The sequence below is a fragment of the Streptomyces longisporus genome (assembly GCF_039532765.1).
Classification (GTDB): domain Bacteria; phylum Actinomycetota; class Actinomycetes; order Streptomycetales; family Streptomycetaceae; genus Streptomyces; species Streptomyces longisporus.
The window spans coordinates 44722-63376 of record NZ_BAAASG010000021.1 but is presented as its reverse complement, the minus strand read 5'-3'; the positions used below and the strand labels follow the sequence as shown (position 1 = coordinate 63376).

Annotated in this window: 17 protein-coding genes and 1 riboswitch; of the genes, 13 read left to right on the top strand and 4 right to left on the bottom strand. The window is 69.3% G+C overall.

Annotated features, from left to right (window positions below; translation table 11 throughout):
- Positions 1–81 precede the first annotated feature (81 nt).
- Positions 82–486 carry a response regulator gene (locus ABD355_RS36105; protein ID WP_344405210.1) on the bottom strand — a complete coding sequence of 135 codons (405 nt, stop codon included), beginning with the start codon at positions 484–486 and terminating at the stop codon, positions 82–84.
- 145 nt (positions 487–631) lie between these two features.
- Between ABD355_RS36105 and ctaE the strand changes: the two genes are divergently transcribed.
- The 6 genes from ctaE to ABD355_RS36075 all read left to right on the top strand — a co-directional run bounded on the left by ctaE (position 632) and on the right by ABD355_RS36075 (position 7750).
- A complete protein-coding gene (ctaE, locus tag ABD355_RS36100; protein ID WP_019062389.1) occupies positions 632–1252 on the top strand; it encodes an aa3-type cytochrome oxidase subunit III in 621 nt (206 codons plus the stop codon).
- Between the two features lie 80 nt (positions 1253–1332).
- Positions 1333–2142 carry a cytochrome bc1 complex diheme cytochrome c subunit gene (qcrC, locus tag ABD355_RS36095; protein WP_344405209.1) on the top strand — a complete coding sequence of 270 codons (810 nt, stop codon included), beginning with the start codon at positions 1333–1335 and terminating at the stop codon, positions 2140–2142.
- On the top strand, positions 2139–3194 hold the full coding sequence (gene qcrA, locus ABD355_RS36090) for a cytochrome bc1 complex Rieske iron-sulfur subunit (protein ID WP_344405208.1): 1056 nt from the start codon (positions 2139–2141) through the stop codon (positions 3192–3194). Before qcrC ends, qcrA begins: the two co-directional genes overlap by 4 nt.
- Positions 3191–4825, top strand: a complete 1635-nt coding sequence (qcrB, locus tag ABD355_RS36085) for a cytochrome bc1 complex cytochrome b subunit (RefSeq protein ID WP_344405207.1) — start codon at positions 3191–3193, stop codon at positions 4823–4825. Before qcrA ends, qcrB begins: the two co-directional genes overlap by 4 nt.
- A 131-nt stretch (positions 4826–4956) precedes the next feature.
- Positions 4957–6021 (top strand): anthranilate phosphoribosyltransferase, encoded by a 1065-nt coding sequence (trpD, locus tag ABD355_RS36080; protein WP_344405206.1) that lies wholly within the window; start codon positions 4957–4959, stop codon positions 6019–6021.
- A gap of 71 nt (positions 6022–6092) precedes the next feature.
- A riboswitch (SAM riboswitch) is annotated at positions 6093–6209 on the top strand.
- Between the two features lie 164 nt (positions 6210–6373).
- Positions 6374–7750 carry an aminotransferase class V-fold PLP-dependent enzyme gene (locus ABD355_RS36075; RefSeq protein ID WP_344405204.1) on the top strand — a complete coding sequence of 459 codons (1377 nt, stop codon included), beginning with the start codon at positions 6374–6376 and terminating at the stop codon, positions 7748–7750.
- Positions 7751–7789: 39 nt separating this feature from the next.
- Here ABD355_RS36075 and ABD355_RS36070 read toward each other — a convergent pair whose 3' ends face one another.
- The gene (locus tag ABD355_RS36070) at positions 7790–8071 is read right to left on the bottom strand and encodes an Lrp/AsnC family transcriptional regulator (protein ID WP_099928230.1); all 282 of its coding nucleotides are present in this window, start codon (positions 8069–8071) and stop codon (positions 7790–7792) included.
- Positions 8068–8802, bottom strand: coding sequence for a rhomboid family intramembrane serine protease (locus ABD355_RS36065; RefSeq protein WP_344405203.1), 735 nt, complete (start codon positions 8800–8802; stop codon positions 8068–8070). Before ABD355_RS36065 ends, ABD355_RS36070 begins: the two co-directional genes overlap by 4 nt.
- 165 nt (positions 8803–8967) lie before the next feature.
- Between ABD355_RS36065 and ABD355_RS36060 the strand changes: the two genes are divergently transcribed.
- From ABD355_RS36060 to ABD355_RS36040, 5 genes are all read left to right on the top strand, one after another.
- Positions 8968–9207 carry a hypothetical protein gene (locus ABD355_RS36060; protein ID WP_009309707.1) on the top strand — a complete coding sequence of 80 codons (240 nt, stop codon included), beginning with the start codon at positions 8968–8970 and terminating at the stop codon, positions 9205–9207.
- 34 nt (positions 9208–9241) lie between these two features.
- Entirely contained in the window at positions 9242–10585 is a 1344-nt protein-coding gene (locus ABD355_RS36055; RefSeq protein ID WP_344405201.1) for an NYN domain-containing protein, read from the top strand.
- A gap of 236 nt (positions 10586–10821) precedes the next feature.
- Entirely contained in the window at positions 10822–11856 is a 1035-nt protein-coding gene (locus tag ABD355_RS36050) for a C40 family peptidase (RefSeq protein ID WP_344405200.1), read from the top strand.
- Positions 11857–12094: 238 nt separating this feature from the next.
- Positions 12095–13114 carry a C40 family peptidase gene (locus ABD355_RS36045; RefSeq protein WP_344405199.1) on the top strand — a complete coding sequence of 340 codons (1020 nt, stop codon included), beginning with the start codon at positions 12095–12097 and terminating at the stop codon, positions 13112–13114.
- A gap of 32 nt (positions 13115–13146) precedes the next feature.
- Complete coding sequence (locus ABD355_RS36040) at positions 13147–14337, top strand: hypothetical protein (protein WP_344405197.1); 1191 nt, start codon at positions 13147–13149, stop codon at positions 14335–14337.
- A 24-nt stretch (positions 14338–14361) separates the two neighbouring features.
- Here the strand turns inward: ABD355_RS36040 and ABD355_RS36035 are convergent, their stop codons facing one another.
- A complete protein-coding gene (locus ABD355_RS36035; RefSeq protein ID WP_344405196.1) occupies positions 14362–15597 on the bottom strand; it encodes a glycosyltransferase 87 family protein in 1236 nt (411 codons plus the stop codon).
- Between the two features lie 128 nt (positions 15598–15725).
- Here ABD355_RS36035 and ABD355_RS36030 point away from each other — a divergent pair, with 128 nt between their 5' ends.
- Together ABD355_RS36030 and ABD355_RS36025 are read left to right on the top strand one after the other, a co-directional pair.
- Positions 15726–16868, top strand: coding sequence for a glycosyltransferase family 4 protein (locus tag ABD355_RS36030; RefSeq protein WP_344405195.1), 1143 nt, complete (start codon positions 15726–15728; stop codon positions 16866–16868).
- A gap of 145 nt (positions 16869–17013) precedes the next feature.
- Positions 17014–18651 (top strand): GMC oxidoreductase, encoded by a 1638-nt coding sequence (locus ABD355_RS36025; protein WP_486388681.1) that lies wholly within the window; start codon positions 17014–17016, stop codon positions 18649–18651.
- Positions 18652–18655: the final 4 nt, after the last annotated feature.

Here is an 18655-nt window from a genome sequence, read left to right as displayed (position 1 = left end):
GTCGATCTGCGGCTCCGCCGCCGTGGGCGCGACAAGCCACAAACGGCCCGCAGTCGCCGAACCACGGGCCGTCCCGAGCTCTCAGGCGCTCTGCTGAAGAGCCTTGCGCCGGAGCAGAGAAGCCAACGCCGAGGCGAACTCGACAGGCTCCACAGGCAACGTCACAGCGGCATCCGCCCGACTCCACGTGGCCAGCCAGGCATCCTGAGGCCGCCCGATGAGCAGAAGCACCGGCGGGCAGTTGAACACCTCGTCCTTGATCTGCCGGCACATCCCCATGCCCCCCATGGGCACGGCCTCACCGTCCAGGACGCACACGTCGATCCCGCCCCGGTCCAGCTCCTTGATGACGGCGGCCGGCGTCGCACACTCCAGGAACTCGACGACGGGAACGTCGGGAGCGGGCCTGCGCCCGGTCGCGAGCCGCACCTGTTCGCGGGTGTTGGAGTCGTCGCTGTAGACCAGCACCGTGGCGGTCGGCTGCATAGTTCCTCCGAGACGTCAGCGTCGTACGGAAAGGCCCGATGGGGCGGATGTTACTCCGTTCAACACCACGTCAACACCGGTATGGACGGCAGCAACACTCCGAACGGCACCCCCCGGAGTGAGGGCGGGATAAGCGACCGACATAATGTCGGTCGTGGCGACAGCAACGACAGTAGAAACCGGGCACGCGCACCCGTCGGTCAACCGGCCGAACCTCACCAGCGTCGGAACCATCATCTGGCTGAGTTCCGAGCTGATGTTCTTCGCGGCCCTCTTCGCGATGTACTTCACCCTGCGATCGGTGACCGGTCCGGATCACTGGAAGGAGATGGCGAGTCATCTCAACATTCCGTTCTCCGCGACCAACACCACGATCCTGGTGCTCTCCTCCCTGACCTGCCAGCTCGGCGTGTTCGCCGCCGAGCGCGGGGACGTGAAGAAGCTCCGGGGCTGGTTCATCATCACGTTCGTGATGGGTGCGATCTTCATCGGCGGTCAGATCTTCGAGTACACGGAGCTGGTGAAGAAGGACGGCATCTCGCTGTCCTCCGACCCGTACGGCTCGGTGTTCTACCTGACCACCGGGTTCCACGGCATGCACGTGACGGGCGGCCTCATCGCCTTCCTGTTCGTTCTCGGCCGCACCTACGCGGCCAAGAGGTTCACCCACGAGCAGGCGACCGCGGCCATCGTCGTGTCCTACTACTGGCACTTCGTCGATGTCGTGTGGATCGGCCTCTTCGCCACGATCTACCTGATCAAGTAGCCGGGCCCGTTCCCGCGTGCGCCCGCGCGGCGCACAACCCACAAGCATCGACGCAGAAGATCCTGACACCGGGGTAATCCGTGAAAAAGCTCTCCGCACGACGACGCCATCCCATGGCGGCTCTCGTCGTCCTACTCCTCGCGCTGGCATGCACAGGGGGGCTGTACGCCGCGTTCGCACCCGCGAGCAAGGCGCAGGCCGATGACACCGCCCAGTCCCTTGCCATCGACGAGGGCAAGAAGCTCTACTCCGTGGGCTGCGCCAGCTGCCACGGCACCGGCGGTCAGGGCACCTCCGACGGTCCGAGCCTCGTGGGCGTGGGCGCCGCGGCCGTCGACTTCCAGGTCGGCACCGGCCGTATGCCGGCCCAGCAGCCGGGCGCTCAGGTCCCGAAGAAGAAGGTCATCTACTCGCAGGCCGAGATCGACCAGCTCGCCGCGTACATCTCCTCCCTCGGCGCCGGCCCGTCCATCCCGACGGCGGCGCAGTACGGCCCGGACGGTGCCGACATCGCCAAGGGTGGCGAGCTGTTCCGCACCAACTGCGCGCAGTGCCACAACTTCACCGGCAAGGGCGGTGCGCTGACGCACGGCAAGTTCGCGCCGAGCCTCGAGGGCGTCGCCCCGAAGCACATCTACGAGGCCATGCAGACCGGCCCGCAGAACATGCCGTCGTTCCCCGACACCACGATGTCGCAGCAGAACAAGAAGGACATCATCGCGTACCTGAACGCGGTCAACGGTGACGACACCGAGAGCCCCGGCGGCCTTGAGCTGGGCGGACTCGGCCCGGTCTCCGAGGGCCTGTTCGCCTGGATCTTCGGACTCGGCGCGCTGATCGCGGTCGCCGTCTGGGTCGCCGCTCGGACCGCAAAGGCCAAGAAGTCATGAGTAGCCAAGACATTCCAGAAGAGAACCTGCCCGCTGAGCAGGACGCGCACGGCACCGTAAGCCTCGCGGACGAGCAGAACCCGTTCGCGGACCCCGGTCTGCCGCCCCACGAGCACCGGGTGCAGGACATCGACGAGCGGGCCGCCAAGCGGTCCGAGCGTGTGGTGGCCATGCTGTTCACGGTCTCGATGCTGGCCACGGTCGGCTTCATCGCCTCGTACGTGGCGATCCCGCACGACAAGTCGATCTTCGTGTTCCCGCTCGGGCACATCAACGCGCTGAACTTCGCGCTGGGCCTGACCCTGGGCCTCGCGCTGTTCGCCATCGGCGCGGGCGCGGTCCACTGGGCCCGCACCCTGATGTCCGACGTGGAGATCGCCGACGAGCGGCACCCGATCGAGGCGTCCCCCGAGGTCAAGGCCAAGGTCATGGCCGACTTCAAGCAGGGCGCCAAGGAGTCCGCGCTCGGCCGCCGCAAGCTCATCCGCAACACGATGTTCGGTGCGCTGGCCCTGTTCCCGCTCTCCGGCGTCATGCTGCTGCGCGACCTCGGCCCGCTGCCCGGGACCAAGCTGCGCCACACGCTGTGGTCCAAGGGCAAGCTGCTCGTCAACATGAACACCAACGAGCCGCTGCGTGCCTCCGACGTCGCGGTCGGCTCGCTCACCTTCGCCAAGCCCGAGGGCCTGGAGGAGCACGACGAGAACTTCCAGACCGAGATCGCCAAGGCGGCCCTGATGATCGTCCGGATCCAGCCGGACAACATCAAGGACAAGCGCGAGCTCGAGTGGTCGCACGAGGGCATCGTCGCGTACTCGAAGATCTGCACCCACGTCGGTTGCCCGATCTCGCTGTACGAGCAGCAGACGCACCACGTGCTGTGCCCCTGCCACCAGTCCACCTTCGACCTGTCCGACGGCGCCCGGGTGATCTTCGGCCCCGCCGGTCACGCCCTGCCGCAGCTGCGCATCGGCGTGAACGACCAGGGCTACCTCGAGGCGCTCGGCGACTTCGAAGAGCCCGTCGGTCCTGCATTCTGGGAGCGCGGATGAGCACCAACGAGAACACCGAGTCCCGGCGCGGCAAAGCGCCGGCCGGCGAGCGCGTCGCCGACTGGGCCGACGGCCGGCTGGGGATCTACTCCCTGGCCAAGACCAACATGCGCAAGATCTTCCCCGACCACTGGTCGTTCATGTTGGGCGAAGTGTGCATGTACAGCTTCATCATCCTCATCCTCACGGGTGTGTATCTGACGCTGTTCTTCCACCCGTCGATGAACGAGGTGGAGTACCACGGCAGCTACATCCCGCTGCAGGGCCAGATGATGTCCGAGGCGTTCAACTCGACCCTGCACATCTCCTTCGATGTGCGCGGTGGTCTGCTGATCCGGCAGATCCACCACTGGGCCGCGCTGATCTTCCTCGCGGGCATGTTCGTGCACATGATGCGTGTGTTCTTCACCGGCGCGTTCCGCAAGCCGCGTGAGGTCAACTGGATCTTCGGCTTCCTGCTGCTCGTCCTGGGCATGTTCACCGGCTTCACCGGTTACTCGCTCCCGGACGACCTGCTCTCCGGCACCGGTGTCCGCTTCATGGAGGGCGCGATCCTGTCCGTGCCGATCGTCGGTACGTACCTGTCGATGTTCCTCTTCGGCGGCGAGTTCCCGGGCGGCGACTTCGTGGCCCGGTTCTACTCGGTCCACATCCTGCTGCTGCCGGGCATCATGCTCGGCCTGATGGTGGGCCACCTGATCCTGGTCTTCTACCACAAGCACACGCAGTTCGCGGGCCCCGGCAAGACGAACAACAACGTCGTCGGCATGCCCCTGCTGCCCGTGTACATGGCGAAGGCCGGCGGCTTCTTCTTCCTGGTCTTCGGCGTCATCACGGCCATCGCGGCGATCGCCTCGATCAACCCGATCTGGGCCATGGGCCCCTACCGTCCGGACCAGGTGTCCACCGGCGCCCAGCCCGACTGGTACATGGGCTTCTCCGAGGGCCTGATCCGTACGATGCCGGGCTGGGAGATCAACCTCTGGGGCCACACGCTCGTCCTGGGCGTGTTCATCCCGCTGGTGATCTTCCCGCTGGTCCTGGTCGCGATCGCGGTCTACCCGTTCATCGAGTCCTGGGTCACCGGCGACAAGCGCGAGCACCACATCCTGGACCGTCCGCGCAACGCCCCGACGCGTACCGCGTTCGGCGCCGCGTGGATCTCCTGGTACTTCGTGCTGATGATCGGTGGCGGCAACGACCTGTGGGCCACGCACTTCCACCTGTCGATCAACGCGATCACCTGGTTCGTGCGCGTCGGCTTCTTCGTCGTGCCGGTCCTCGTGTTCCTCGCCACCAAGCGGATCTGCCTCGGCCTCCAGCGCCGCGACAAGGACAAGGTGCTGCACGGCCGCGAGTCGGGCATCATCAAGCGCCTGCCGCACGGTGAGTTCATCGAGGTGCACGAGCCGCTCAGCCAGGACGCCCTGCACACCCTCACGGCGCACGAGCAGTACAAGCCGGCCCAGATCGGCCCGACGGTCGACGAGAACGGCGTCGAGCGCAAGGTCAAGGGCTCCGAGCGACTGCGCGCCAAGCTCAGCGAGGCGTACTACGGCGAGGAGTCCCAGATTCCGAAGCCCACCGTCGAGGAGTACAGGGAGATCACGAGCGGCCACGGCCACCACTGATCGCTGCGGCTCGCCACGCCACGGCAAGGGCCCCCGTCCGGTCTTCGGACGGGGGCCCTTTTCCATGCCCTGAGCTGGATAGGGTGGCCTCACACTCGTTTTCTTCTTCTACGACGACCAGGAGCGGCCTCATGAGCGCTGTGACCCCCGCTGGAGGCGACACCGCGGCGGGCCGTTCCTGGCCCCGGCTGCTGAACGGCCTGCTGGACGGCCACGACCTCAGCGCCGACGACACCGCCTGGGCGATGGACCTGATCATGCGCGGTGAGGCGACCGACGCCCAGATCGCCGGGTTCGCGGTGGCGCTGCGCGCCAAGGGCGAGACCGTCGAGGAGATCACCGGGCTGGTCCGCACGATGTACGAGCACGCGAACGTGATCGAGGTGCCGGGACGGACCGTCGACATCGTCGGTACGGGCGGCGACGGCGCGAAGACGGTGAACATCTCCACGATGTCGGCGATCGTCATCGCGGGCACGGGCGCAAAAGTCGTCAAGCACGGCAACCGGGCCGCCTCCTCGGCGTCCGGGGCCTCGGACGTGCTGGAGAAGCTGGGCGTCAATCTGGAACTGACGCCGAAGCGGGTGGCGGAGGTCGCGGAGGAAGCCGGCATCACGTTCTGCTTCGCCATCAAGTTCCATCCGGCGCTGCGTCATGTGGCCGCCGCACGAGGGCAGTTGGGCATTCGGACGACCTTCAACGCCCTCGGTCCGCTGACCAACCCGGCGAAGGTGAAGGCACAGGCGGTGGGTGTCGCAGACCCGCGCCTGGCGCCACTCATCGCCGGCGTCCTCGCCGAGCGCGGCAACTCCTCCCTCGTCTTCCGCGGCGACGACGGCTTCGACGAGCTGACGACGACGGCCACCTCACGCGTCTGGGTCGTCCGGGACGGCAAGGTCACCGAGGAGACCTTCGACCCCCGTGACGTCGGCATCGAGCTGGTTCCGGTGGAGGCCCTGCGCGGCGCCGACCCGTCGTACAACGCGGAGGTCGCCCGCAGGCTCCTCGACGGCGAGAAGGGCCCGGTGCGGGACGCCGTACTGCTGAACTCGGCGGCCGCGCTCGTCGCCCTCGACCCGGGCCCCGGGACGCTGGCCGAGCAGATCCGGGCCGGCATGGACAAGGCGGCGCAGTCGATCGACTCCGGCGCGGCCAAGCGGGCGCTGGAGCGCTGGGTGGCGGCCAGCAACGCATAGCAGGGCAGTGCGGTCCCGCAATGCGGACACGAGTTGCGGGACCGCGATCACTTCACGTACGTTCCTGTCCAGGTCATGAGTGACAGTCATGAGGCCCCGGCCGACTGTCCGGCAACCCTCCGTCCGTGGCGGGGTGCCCCGGGTGAAGACCAGGCCGTAGGCAGCGAGGTCTACGGCAAGCGCGGACCCCTCGAGCAACCAGGGGTCCTGGTCGTCGAGGAGCCTTCCGTGAGCAAGCGAATGCGATAGGGCCGCAGAGCCCCGCCTCCGCATCCCCTTTTCTTCTTCACGCCCCTGCTGGAGCGCCACCGCTCGCGGGGCGAATTCCACCTGCCCACACGGGAGTTCCGCCATGTCTGTCTCCACCGCTGCCGCCGCCACCTCGGTTTGTGCCCCGCTGCCCGTTCTGGGGCGGGATGTCACCGTCCCGCTCGTCACGGGCGGCGAAGTCACCTATGCGGCGCTCGACTACGCGGCCAGCGCGCCCGCCCTGCAGCGCGTGTGGGACGACGTTGCGGCCTACGCGCCCTACTACGGCAGCGTCCACCGCGGCGCCGGCTATCTCTCCCAGCTGTCGACCGACCTCTTCGAGAACGCCCGCAGGACCGTCGCCGAGTTCCTCGACTGCCGCGCCGACGACCAGCTGATCTTCACCCGGTCGACCACGGACTCCCTCAACCTGCTGGCGCGGGCCCTCCCGGCCGACTGCCAGGTCTTCGTCTTCGAGACCGAGCACCACGCCAGCCTGCTGCCCTGGAAGGACGCCCGGGTCACCTACCTCAACGCCCCGCGCACCCCGCAGCAGGCCGTCGAGACGCTGGAGAAGGCCCTCGCCGGCCGTACTGTGTCCGTTGAAGGGAGCCATGGCCCGGCCCTGGTCTGCGTCACCGGCGCCTCGAACGTCACCGGTGAGCTGTGGCCCGTACGCGAGCTCGCGGCGGCGGCCCATGCGCACGGCGCCCGTATCGTCCTGGACGCCGCCCAGCTCGCCCCGCACCACCCGGTCTCCGTGCAGGACCTCGACGTCGACTGGGTCGCCTTCTCCGGCCACAAGCTGTACGCGCCCTTCGGCTCCGGCGTGCTGGCCGGCCGCGCCGACTGGCTGCAGGCCGCCGACCCCTACCTCGCGGGTGGCGGCGCCAGCCGCAAGGTCACCCGGCGCGAGGACGGCGGCGTGGACGTGGAGTGGCACGACAGCGCCGCCCGCCACGAGGCCGGCTCCCCGAACGTGATCGGCGCCTACTCCATCGCGTCGGCCTGCAAGGCGCTCACCGAGGCCGGCTTCGACGCCCTGGTCGCCCGTGAGCAGCACCTGATCGAGAAGGTCAGGGCGGGCCTGGCGGAGGTCCCGCAGGTGAAGGTGCTCTCCCTCTTCGGCGACGACGCCCCCCGGGTCGGCGTGATCTCCTTCGTCGTCGAGGGCTGGAACAGCTCGCACTTCGCCGCCGCGCTCTCCGCCGAGTACGGCATCGGCGTCCGCGACGGTCTCTTCTGCGCCCACCCGCTGGTCCGCACCCTCCTGGGCAGTGACCCGCAGACCCAGGGCGAGTGCGGCGCCCCCGAGGCCGCCCCCGGCGAGAAGTCCCTCAACGCCATCCGCGTCAGCTTCGGCGCCGGCACCCCCGACGAACACGTCGAGCGCTTCGTCACCGCCGTGCAGGAACTGGTGGCGGACGGCGCCAAGTGGCAGTACCGCACGGAGGACGGCCGCTGCGTCCCGGCGGTGTGAGCAGCGGCTCTCGCCTCCCCGCAGACGCCTGGGCGGCCCTCAGGAATCCAGCCCGATGGCGAAAGCCGCCTCCAGATCGTGCTGCGAGTACGTACGAAACGCGACGTGTGTATCCGTCGCCTCGACACCGGGGATCTTGCTGATGCTGCCAGGAATCACATCAGCAAGATCCTCGTGCTGCTTCACCCGCACCATCGCGATCAGGTCATACGTTCCGGTCACGGAAAAGACTTCACTCACGCTCTCCAGCGAAGCGATCCGCTCCGCGATCTCGGGGATCCGGTCCACGCTGGTCTTGATGAGGACGATCGCGGTGATCACGGCTGGTTCTCTCCCTCGGGGGCCGTTGCTGGGGCGGACTTCACTCTAGTCGTACGGCCGAATCGGACCCAGGCGTAGACGAAGCCCAGGCCGAAGCCCACCAGGTGGGCCAGATAGGCCACCCCCGGTCCCGTCGCCGCGTGCCCGGCCGCCAGCCACTGCAGGGCCGCCCAGAAGGGCAGCACGATCCAGGCGGGGAAGCGCAGGGGCAGGAAGAAGAGGAACGGCAGGAGACTGGTCACCCGCGCCCCGGGGAACAGGTACAGAAACGCGCCGAGGACCGCCGAGATCGCCCCGGACGCGCCGACCAGGGACTGCTGGGACGTGGCATTGGCCGCCGCGTACCCCAGCAGGGCGAGGTAGCCGCAGCCGACGTAGAAGAGCGTGAACTGGACGCGGCCCATCCGTTCCTCGGTCATCGCCCCGAAGACGTAGAGGAAGAGCATGTTGCCGAGCAGGTGCACCCAGCTGCCGTGCACGAACAGGGCCGTGGCGGGGGTCAGGGCGGCCCTGGGGGAGCCCTGGAACAGCTCGGCCGGGACGACTCCCCAGCGATGGAAGTAGGCGCGCTGGGCGGCGAGCAGCGCCTCGCCGGAACCGTGGACCGGATTGAGGCCGGCTGCGGGGCCGGTGACGAAGAGCAGACAGCACAGGGCGATCAGCGTGTGCGTCATGGGCGCCGAGGGGCGCCGGATCGCTCTGCCGACGGTCGCGCTCCACTTGCCGATCATGAACACAGAGCATGACGTAACAGGACGCAGTCGCACAGACCGCCTCGCCGCCGTGGACGGACGGGCGGCGAGTCCGTGCCAGGCCGTAGGGTTACGAGCCACACGCCCGGGGAAGCTCGGGCGTCACTGACAATAGAAGGCCTAGAAGGAAAGAGCACAGGCACGATGACGGTTCCCCTGCCGACCGCCACGACGCGGTGGCGCTGCACCCTCTGCGGCAACCTCACGCGTTTCGACGTGACCCGCTCGTCGAAGGTCGTCGAGTACGTCCACCTCGATCTGGCCGGTGAGCCCAAGGTCGAGGAGCGCGAGGTGGTCAGTGAGACCATCGAGTCGGTGCGCTGTCGCTGGTGCAACGCGGTGGATCAGGTGGAACTCGTGGACAGGCCGGGCGCCGACTCCTGAGCGGAGCGGCCCCACAGGTAATGGGGTGTGACGGATGGTGGAGACCACAGGCGGGGGGCCGGGCGACGGCACCGCCGAGGTGCTTGACCGTCCGCTGCCCGACGGAGTGCGCCGCAGGGTCGTCCAGATCGTCTCGGACGGCTTCGGCGGGCTGACCGTCGGTGAACTGCCCGCCCAGCTCAGGCAGTACGCCCGCTTCGCACCGAACCGGCGGGCCAAGTTCGCCGGCAACGCGATGGCGGCCGCCCTGGAGACCGATCCGCTGTTCCGGCAGCGCATCGGGGAGAAGCTGAGAGAGACCCAGCCGGAACTCACCGGCGCTCTCGACTCCGGCTCGCCGCCCCCGGCCGCGGATCCGCTCGACGTGGCGGCCGCGGCCTATGTGCTGCGGCCCACCGGCTGGGTGAAGCTCGTGACCGCGGCCGGTGAGGAGGCCCAGCGGGCCGATGCCGAGCGCGCCGACGAGGAGAGCCGGGCCGAGCTGGAACGGCTGCGGGCGGAGCTCGACCGGGCCCGGGAGCAGACCAGGGCCGACACCGAGCGGCTCCGTGCCGAGCTGGACGCCGCCAAGAAGGAGGCCGACTCGCTGCACCGCAAGCTGCGAGCGGCCCTCAGCGACGTCAAGCGGGGCGAGGCCGCCCTGCGCAAGATCCAGGGTGAGATCGAGACCGTACGCGCCGAGGGGCAGGCGCAGGTGTCCGCCGCCGAGAGCGAGTCCCGGCGGCTGAAGTCGCGGCTCGGGGAGGCGGAGGCCGCCCTGGAGGCCACGCGCAGAGCAGCGCGCGAGGGGCGCAGTGTCGAGGACATGCGCGTGCGCCTGCTTCTGGACACCGTCCTGGACGCGGCCCAGGGGCTGCGCCGCGAGCTGGCGCTGCCGCCGGTGTCCGTACGGCCGGCGGAGACCGTCGATGCGGTCGAACCGGGACGGATGACCCCGAAAGACATCGCTGCGCGCGCTTTGTCCGAAAATGACCCCGCGATCCTGGATCAGCTGCTGGAGCTGCCGCAGGCGCATCTGGTCGTCGACGGTTACAACGTCACTAAAACGGGTTATCCCCAAATGCCTCTGGAGAAGCAGCGGTTGCGGCTCCTCGGGCAGCTTTCGCAACTCGCTGCACAGACCGGCGCCGAGGTCACCTGTGTCTTCGACGGTGCCGAGCTGGCCGCCCCGGTGCTGCTCGCGCCGCCGCGCGGAGTGCGGGTGCTGTTCTCCAAAGCGGGTGTCACCGCGGACGAGTTGATCCGCCAGCTGGTACGTGCGGAGCCGCCCGGGCGGCCTGTCATCGTCGCTTCCACGGACCGCGAGGTGGCCGACGGAGTGGCCCGCGCGGGGGCGCGGCCCATCGCCTCGGCGATGCTCCTGAAGCGGCTCTCCTGAGCCGTCTCCCGGGCCGCTGTCCCGAAGGTCGAACTTCTAGGTTTAATGCCCGAATTGGCGCAATCGTCACGCAACGTAGCGTCAACCTCGCGTCACCGCACGTGGGTTATGTGCAAAGAATGCATTGCGTCACTAAGATTTTCCACGCGAGGATTTGAAGTGATCACAGGAAGGTCACTAAGGTCTGGCCTCGAACCTCCGAGCGGGTGATCACTCACAAGAAGGAGCCCTCTTCCGTGGCGTCCCATCGTCGACCGAAGCAGCCGAGCCGGGCTCGTGTGACCGTGCTCACCACCGCAGCTGCTGCCGCTGTTGCCCTCAGCGCCCAGGCCGCGAACGCAGCGCCGAGCGAGAAGCCCTCCAAGGACGAGGTCAAGGCCAAGGTCGACAAGCTGTACGAGCAGGCCGAGCAGGCCACCGAGAAGTTCAACGGCGCCAAGGAGAAGCAGCAGAAGCTGCAGAAGGAGATCTCCACCATCCAGGACAACGTCGCCCGGGGCCAGGAGGAGCTCAACCAGCTGCGTGACTCCATCGGCCTGGCGGCGGCCGCGCAGTACCGCACCGGCACCATCGACTCGTCCCTGCAGCTCTTCCTGTCGTCGAACCCGAACGACTACCTGGACAAGGCGTCCACCGCCGACCAGCTCAGCGCCCAGCAGGTCGAGGCGCTGAAGAAGATCCAGGAGAAGCAGCGCGAACTCGCCCAGGAGCGCGCCGAGGCCTCCGACAAGCTCAAGGACCTCGCCTCCACCCGCACGGAGCTGGGCAACAAGAAGAAGGACATCCAGGGCAAGCTCGCCGAGGCGCAGAAGCTGCTCAACTCGCTGACGGCCGCGGAGCGGGCCTCGCTCGCCGCCGCCGACGCCCGCGCCAGCCGCTCGGCCAGCGAGCGGGTGGACCTCGGCAACGCGACCGCCGCCTCCGCCCGGGCACAGGCCGCCTTCGACGCCGCCAAGACCCAGCTCGGCAAGCCGTACGTCTACGGCGCCACCGGCACCGCCTCCTACGACTGCTCGGGCCTGACCTCCTGGGCCTACGGCCAGGCCGGCGTCTCGATACCGCGCACCTCGCAGGACCAGGCCAACGCGGGTACCCGGATCTACTCGGAGAGCCAGCTCCAGGTCGGCGACCTCGTGCTCTTCTACGGCGACCTGCACCACGTCGGCCTCTACGCGGGCAACGGCATGGTGCTGCACGCCCCGCGCACCGGCACCGTCGTGCGCTACGAGTCGATCAGCGACATGCCGTTCCAGTTCGGTGTCCGGATCTGACACGCGTCCCCCGAGGATCCGTTTCAAGATCAGGACACCGGTCCGCCCGAACGGGCGAATTACCTGAACCCGCACTGACCCCACGCCCCGCCCATGACCTGCGTCAGAGGCGGGGCGTCGCGTTGTGTGACCACGGAGGTCTTTGGCCGCCGCCCCGCCGCGGGGTTACTGTCTGCCGCGTTTCCCTGCTGAGGCAGGGAGGCAGTCCTTGTCGCCAGCGGAAGGAGCGCGGCTTCCCGTGGGGTCTCATCGTCGCCTTGCACCGACGTCCGGGTTCAACCGGGGCGCCGGCACCGCCTTGTGTGTGCTGTCCGCCGCGGCTTCCGCCCTCGGCGCCGTCCCGGCCGACGCCGCTCCGTACGACCACACCCGGGCCGAGGTGGACCGTCTGTACGCGGAGGCCGAGAAGGCGACCGAGGCCTACAACAAGGCCGACGAAACCGCCGGCAGGCTGCAGAAGCAGGTGCACGACGCGCAGGACCTGATCGCCCGGCAGCAGGAGCGCATCAACTCCGTGCGGGAGTCGCTCGGTTCGCTGGCCGTCGCCCAGTACCGCTCCGGCGGAATCGACCCGACCCTCGCCCTGCTCTTCTCCGACAACCCGTCCGACTACCTCGACAAGGCCTCCGCCCTGGACCGGATCAACGCCCATCAGGCGGGCGAGCTCAGAGACCTCCAGTCCTCGATGCGCGACGTCGCCCAGGAGCGCGCCGAAGCGGTCGGCAAGCTCGCCGAGCTGGAGAAGAGCCGCAAGGCCGTCGCCGCCCACAAGAGGATCGTGGAGAAGAAGCTCGCCGAGGCCCGCCGGCTGCTCAACTCCCTGCCGTACGGGGAGCGTGCCGCCTACGGCCGCGCCTCCCGGGGCGACCGCGGCGAGCTCTTCCCCGACCTCGGCAGCGCCATGCCGGCCTCGGCCCGGGCGGCCGCCGCGATGGCCGCCGCCCGCTCCGCGCTCGGCATGCCGTATGTGTGGGGCGCCACCGGCCCCTACGGCTTCGACTGTTCGGGGTTGATGCAGTGGTCGTACGCGCAGGCCGGGGTCCAGCTGCCGCGCACCTCGCAGGAGCAGGCGTACGCCGGCCGGCAGATCCCGCTCTCCGAGGCGCGCCCCGGCGACCTGGTCATCTACCGTTCCGACGCCAGCCATGTCGGGATGTACATGGGCAACGGCCAGGTGATCCACGCGCCCTACCCCGGCGCGCCCGTGCGGTACGACCCGGTGGACATGCTGCCGGTGTCCTCGGTCACCCGGGTCTGACCAACCGCCCCTGTCGGCCTTACGATCGGAAAGTGGCTGGTCGTGGGCGGGCGTCGAAGTTCTCAGTGGTGGCGCTCGTGGTGCTGCTCGTCTCTTTGGTGGCATGCGGCGGGCGGCCCGCCGGCGGCAGCGCCGGGGCCGATCTGCAACGGGTCCTGGACCGGCGGTCCACCGCCGTCCTCGACCGCGACCGGGCGGCCTTCCTGAAGACGGGTGCGCCGGGCTGGTTCGAGAACCTGCGCGGGGTGCCGCTGGCGTCCTGGTCGTACCGCGTGACCGTCCTGCACCGCACCGGCGACGAGGCCACCGCCGACGCCGAACTGCGCTACCGCATCGAGGGATACGACAACGCACCCGTCACCACCGGCCGCACCCTGACCCTCTCCCGGCTGAGCGACGGGCAGTGGTACGTGGACACGGACAGGCCCGCCAAGAAGTCCTCCCAGCAGCTGTGGGACCAGGGCCCGGTGACCGTCGTACGCGGCAGCCACAGCATCGTTCTCGGCACCGGGCAGTCCAGCGAGGCGCTGCACTCCTACGCGGATCTCGCGGACCGTGCGGTGCCCGCCGTGTCCGCGGCCTGGGGCAGCGACTGGGCGGGACACGTGGTGGTGCTCGTGCCCGGGTCGGTGCAGGGCATGGCAGGGCTGCTCGGTTCGCCCGCCTCCCAGTACCGCGGGATCGCGGCGGTCACCACCGGCGAGGTGGGCGGTCCGCCGACCGCGCCCGCGGACCGCATCATCGTCAACCCGGACGCGTACGCCCTGCTCGGCCCGCTGGGCAAGCAGGTCGTGCTCACCCACGAGACCACCCATGTCGCCACCCGTGCCCACACCAACGCCGCCACCCCGCTGTGGCTGTCCGAGGGGTACGCCGACTGGATCGGCTACCTCGGCACCGGCCGCACCCCGCCCGAGGCCGCGCCCGAGCTGGCGCGCGCGGTGAGCGAGGGGCGGGTGCCGGACCAACTGCCCACCGACAAGGACTTCGGTTTCAGCGGCGACGCGACGAAGCTGGCGCAGGCCTACGAGGGCGGCTGGATGGCCTGCCGGCTGATCGCGCAGCAGTGGAGTCTTGAGCGGCTCCGGCAGTTCTACCGCGCGGTCGGCGACCACCGGCAGCGGGCGGGCTCGGTGGAAAGTGCGCTGCAGAAGGTGCTGGGGACGACACCGCAGACGTTCACCCGGCAGTGGCGGGACTACCTCCGGGCGCAACTCGGCTGACCCGGGCCGGGCGACGGGGTCCCCTCAGGAGGAGTTCGAGTTCTCCCTGGTGCGGGTGGCCTGTGTGGGCAGGGGCGGCACGGGCTCGCGGGAGACCGTCGACTGCCACAGTTCCACGGCCCCGAGCACGGTGGCGACGACCAGCAGGCCGTTGCGCATGACGAGCAGGGCGACGCCGAGGGTGTCGCTCATGACGACGTGCAGGAACCAGACCGGGAACTCCAGCACCGTCACGAAGGCGGCCACGAGCACCAGCGCCACCGGCACCCGCATCCGGCTGCTCCGGAAGCACAGGCAGACGGCCCCGAGACCCACCAGCCACACCATGTACTGCGGGCTGATCACCCGGCTGGTGACCGTGAACATCAGCACCGCCACGAAGGCCGCGTCCGCGAGCGTGTTCGGCAGGAAACGCGTGGCCATCAGCCGCCACAGCAGCAGCCAGCCGAAGACGACGCCGGTCAGGAACAGGGCCGCGGTGCTGACCAGGCCGACGTACGGGCCGAGGAATTCGATCGAGCCGTAGTTCAGCAGCACCTGGCCGTTCCAGCCGAACTGCCGGGCGACGTGGAAGACGAGGGAGCCCAGCGACTCCACCTCGGTGCCGCGGTTGCGCTGGAAGGTCAGGAAGGCGAACGCGCCGGGCATGGTCACCGCGAACACCGCCGCCAGCGCGGCCACGGTCGCCGCCGCCCAGGCCCAGGTGCCGCGCTTGCGGGCGCCGACCAGCAGCAGCGCCGGCCACACCTTCAGCATCGCCCCGAAGCCCACCAGGATGCCCATCACACGCGGATGCCGGGCACCCGCCAGCAGCCCGGCCACGGCCACCGCGGTGACCATCACGTCGTAGCGTGCGTACACGGTCGGCCCGAGCAGCGGTACGCCCAGCACCCACACCCAGGCGCCGCGCAGGGTCTTGCCCGGACGCAGCCCCGCGTACAGGAGCAGCGACAGCACGACCAGGTCCGCCAGGAAGGCGAGGACGAAGAAGGCCGTCGCGTAGTCGAGGAAGCCCAGCAGCGCGGGGGAGAGGATCGGGAGGGCGGCGGCGGGCGGGTACTGCCAGGTGACGTCGTCCAGCGGGAAGGTGCCGTGGCGCAGGGTCTCGTACCAGCCCTGGTAGATCACGGACACGTCGGTGGTGACGTCCGGCCCCGGGAAGACGAACACCTTGAGGACGAACAGCAGCAGCACCAGCCTGGTCAGGCCCCAGGTCACCAGCAGTCCCGCAAGGGGCCGCCTTCCACCCGCAATGTCCACCGGAGCCCCGTTTCCGTCCGCTTCCCGTTCCGGTCTTGAGGGGAACATGATGTCCTGTGCAGCTGTGTGCGTGCCATAAACGTGGCCGTGCCGAGCTGTGCGCGACCCGTTGGATAAGGTCGGCGGCGATGCACAAGACCCTGATCGTGACGAACGACTTCCCGCCCCGCCCGGGCGGTATCCAGGCGTTTCTGCACAACATGGCGCTACGGCTCGACCCCGACCGTCTCATCGTCTACGCATCCACCTGGAAGCGCACGCGGGAGGGGATCGAGGCCACGGCCGCCTTCGACGCCGAGCAGCCCTTCACCGTCGTACGCGACGCCACGACGATGCTGCTGCCCACGCCGGGTGCGACCCGGAGGGCGGTCGGGCTGCTGCGGGAGCACGGCTGTACGTCGGTGTGGTTCGGGGCGGCGGCGCCGCTCGGCCTGATGGCGCCGGCCCTGCGCAAGGCGGGCGCCGAGCGGCTGGTGGCCACCACCCACGGTCACGAGGCGGGATGGGCGCAGCTGCCGGCCGCGCGGCAGCTGCTGCGCCGTATCGGCGAGTCCACGGACACGATCACCTACCTCGGCGAGTACACGCGCTCGCGGATCGCCACCGCCCTGACCGCTGAGGCGGCCGGGCGGATGGTGCAGCTGGCGCCGGGCGTCGACGAGAAGACCTTCCACCCGGAGTCGGGCGGCGCGGCGATCAGGGCCCGCCTCGGCCTCACCGACCGTCCGGTGGTCGTGTGCGTGTCCCGGCTGGTGCCGCGCAAGGGCCAGGACACCCTGATCCTCGCCATGCCCCGCATCCTGGCCGCCCAGCCGGACGCCGTGCTGCTGATCGTCGGCGGCGGCCCGTACGGGAAGGACCTGCAGCGACTGGCCCACGACACCGGCGTGGCCGACGCGGTCCGCTTCACGGGCCCGGTCCCCTGGCCCGACCTCCCGGCCCACTACGGCGCCGGCGACGTCTTCGCCATGCCCTGCCGGACGCGCAGGGGCGGTCTCGACGTCGAGGGCCTGGGAATCGTCTACCTGGAGGCCTCGGCCACCGGCCTCCCGGTCGTCGCGGGCGACTCGGGCGGCGCCCCGGATGCGGTACTCGACGGCGAGACCGGTTGGGTGGTGAGAGGCGGCTCCGCAGAGGAGACAGCCGACCGGATCGTGGTGCTCCTGGGAGATGCGGAGCTGCGGCGGCGGATGGGAGAGCGAGGTCGGCAGTGGGTGGAGGAAAGGTGGCGCTGGGACCTTCTGGCGGAGCAGCTCAAGGCCTTGCTGTAGTGCAGCGCCCCTTCAGGGGCGCGGGGCTGTGTCGATTGCGGCTCCGCCGCGTGGGCGCGACAAGCCACATACGACCCGCAGCCGCCACCAAGGAATATGTGGCACCCCACTAGGCGGAACCGAAAAATCCGCCCATGCTGCGCACATGACAGCAAAACTGATACAACGTCAGCTGACAAGACGTCAAATCCTGGGCATGATCGCCCTGCAGACGGCGGCCACAGCCGGCCTCACCCGCATCGGACTGCAGTCCGCCCACGCCGCCGAGCCCGCCGCAGTCGACTCCGCCCCCGCCATCGTGATCGGCTCCGGCTACGGCGGCGCAGTCGCCGCCCTCCGCCTCGGCCAGGCCGGCATCCGCACCCTCGTCCTCGAGATGGGCCGCCTCTGGAACACCCCCGGTCCCGACGGCAAGATCTTCTGCTCCACCGCCGCCCCGGACCAGCGCTCCATGTGGTTCCGCACCCGCACCGAGGCCCCGCTGGCCACCTTCCTGTGGCTGGACGTCGTCAACAAGGACATCACCGCGTATCCCGGCGCCCTGGACCGCGTGCACTACGCCAACATGTCCGTGTACGTCGGCCGCGGCGTCGGCGGCGGTTCCCTGGTCAACGGCGGCATGGCGGTGACGCCGCTCCAGTCGTACTTCACCGAGCAGTTCCCCACCGTGGACGCGAGCGAGATGTACGGCACGTACTTCCCGCGGGCCCGCTCCATGCTCGGCGTCAACACCGTCGACCCCACGTGGTTCGAGTCCACCGAGTGGTACCAGTTCACCCGGACCTCCCGTAAGGCCGCGGCCAACACCGGCCTGAAGACCACCTTCGTGCCGAACGTCTACGACTTCGGCTACATGCAGCGCGAGGCGGCCGGAACGGCGACCAAGTCGGCGCTCGGACAGGAGGTCATCTACGGCAACAACTACGGCAAGCGGAGCCTCGACAAGACGTATCTGGCCTCGGCGCTCGGCACCGGGAACGTCACCATCAACACCCTGGAGAAGGTGAAGGCCATCGGCCGGGCGAGCGACGGGAGCTGGACCCTGACCGCGGACCGGATCGACAACACCGGCGCGGTCGTCGAGACCAAGCAGTACAGCTGTACGTACCTCTTCCTGGGCGGCGGCAGCCTCGGCACCACCGAACTCCTCGTCCGGGCCCGGGACACGGGCGCCCTGCCCGCCCTCAACTCCAGCGTCGGCGCCGGCTGGGGCACCAACGGCAACACCATGCTGGGCCGCGCCAACCACATCTGGGACACCACCGGCGCCAACCAGTCGACCATGCCGGTCATGGGCATCGACGACTGGGCCAACACCGACAACCCGGTCTTCGCGGAGATCGCCCCGCTGCCCATCGGGTTCGAGACCTGGGTCAGCCTCTATCTGGCGATCACCAAGAACCCCGAGCGGGCGAGCTTCACGTACGACTCCTCGACCGGCGCGGTCAAGCTCGGCTGGAGTGCCGCGCAGAGCGCCGTCTCGGTCGCCATGGCCAAGAAGCTGTTCGACCGGATCAACTCGGCCAACGCCACGATCTACCGCTACGACCTGTTCGGGTCCTCGAACAAGGTCTTCGCCGACGACTTCTGCTACCACCCGCTGGGCGGCTGCGTGCTCGGCAAGGCGACCGACAACTACGGCCGGGTGAAGGGGTATTCGAAGCTGTACGTCACCGACGGCTCGCTGGTGCCGGGCTCGATCGGGGTGAACCCGTTCGTGACGATCACCGCGCTCGCCGAACGGACGATGGCGCGGGTCCTCGTGGAGGACACCGCGCCATGAGCCG

Bases quoted from the DNA above. Each gene is read 5' to 3' on its own strand.
- ABD355_RS36105 (WP_344405210.1), bottom strand. From the start codon at position 486: ATGCAGCCGACCGCCACGGTGCTGGTCTACAGCGACGACTCCAACACC.
- ctaE (WP_019062389.1), top strand. From the start codon at position 632: ATGTCGGTCGTGGCGACAGCAACGACAGTAGAAACCGGGCACGCGCAC.
- qcrA (WP_344405208.1), top strand. From the start codon at position 2,139: ATGAGTAGCCAAGACATTCCAGAAGAGAACCTGCCCGCTGAGCAGGAC.
- qcrB (WP_344405207.1), top strand. From the start codon at position 3,191: ATGAGCACCAACGAGAACACCGAGTCCCGGCGCGGCAAAGCGCCGGCC.
- trpD (WP_344405206.1), top strand. From the start codon at position 4,957: ATGAGCGCTGTGACCCCCGCTGGAGGCGACACCGCGGCGGGCCGTTCC.
- ABD355_RS36075 (WP_344405204.1), top strand. From the start codon at position 6,374: ATGTCTGTCTCCACCGCTGCCGCCGCCACCTCGGTTTGTGCCCCGCTG.
- ABD355_RS36065 (WP_344405203.1), bottom strand. From the start codon at position 8,802: ATGATCGGCAAGTGGAGCGCGACCGTCGGCAGAGCGATCCGGCGCCCC.
- ABD355_RS36060 (WP_009309707.1), top strand. From the start codon at position 8,968: ATGACGGTTCCCCTGCCGACCGCCACGACGCGGTGGCGCTGCACCCTC.
- ABD355_RS36055 (WP_344405201.1), top strand. From the start codon at position 9,242: ATGGTGGAGACCACAGGCGGGGGGCCGGGCGACGGCACCGCCGAGGTG.
- ABD355_RS36030 (WP_344405195.1), top strand. From the start codon at position 15,726: ATGCACAAGACCCTGATCGTGACGAACGACTTCCCGCCCCGCCCGGGC.
- ABD355_RS36025 (WP_486388681.1), top strand. From the start codon at position 17,014: ATGACAGCAAAACTGATACAACGTCAGCTGACAAGACGTCAAATCCTG.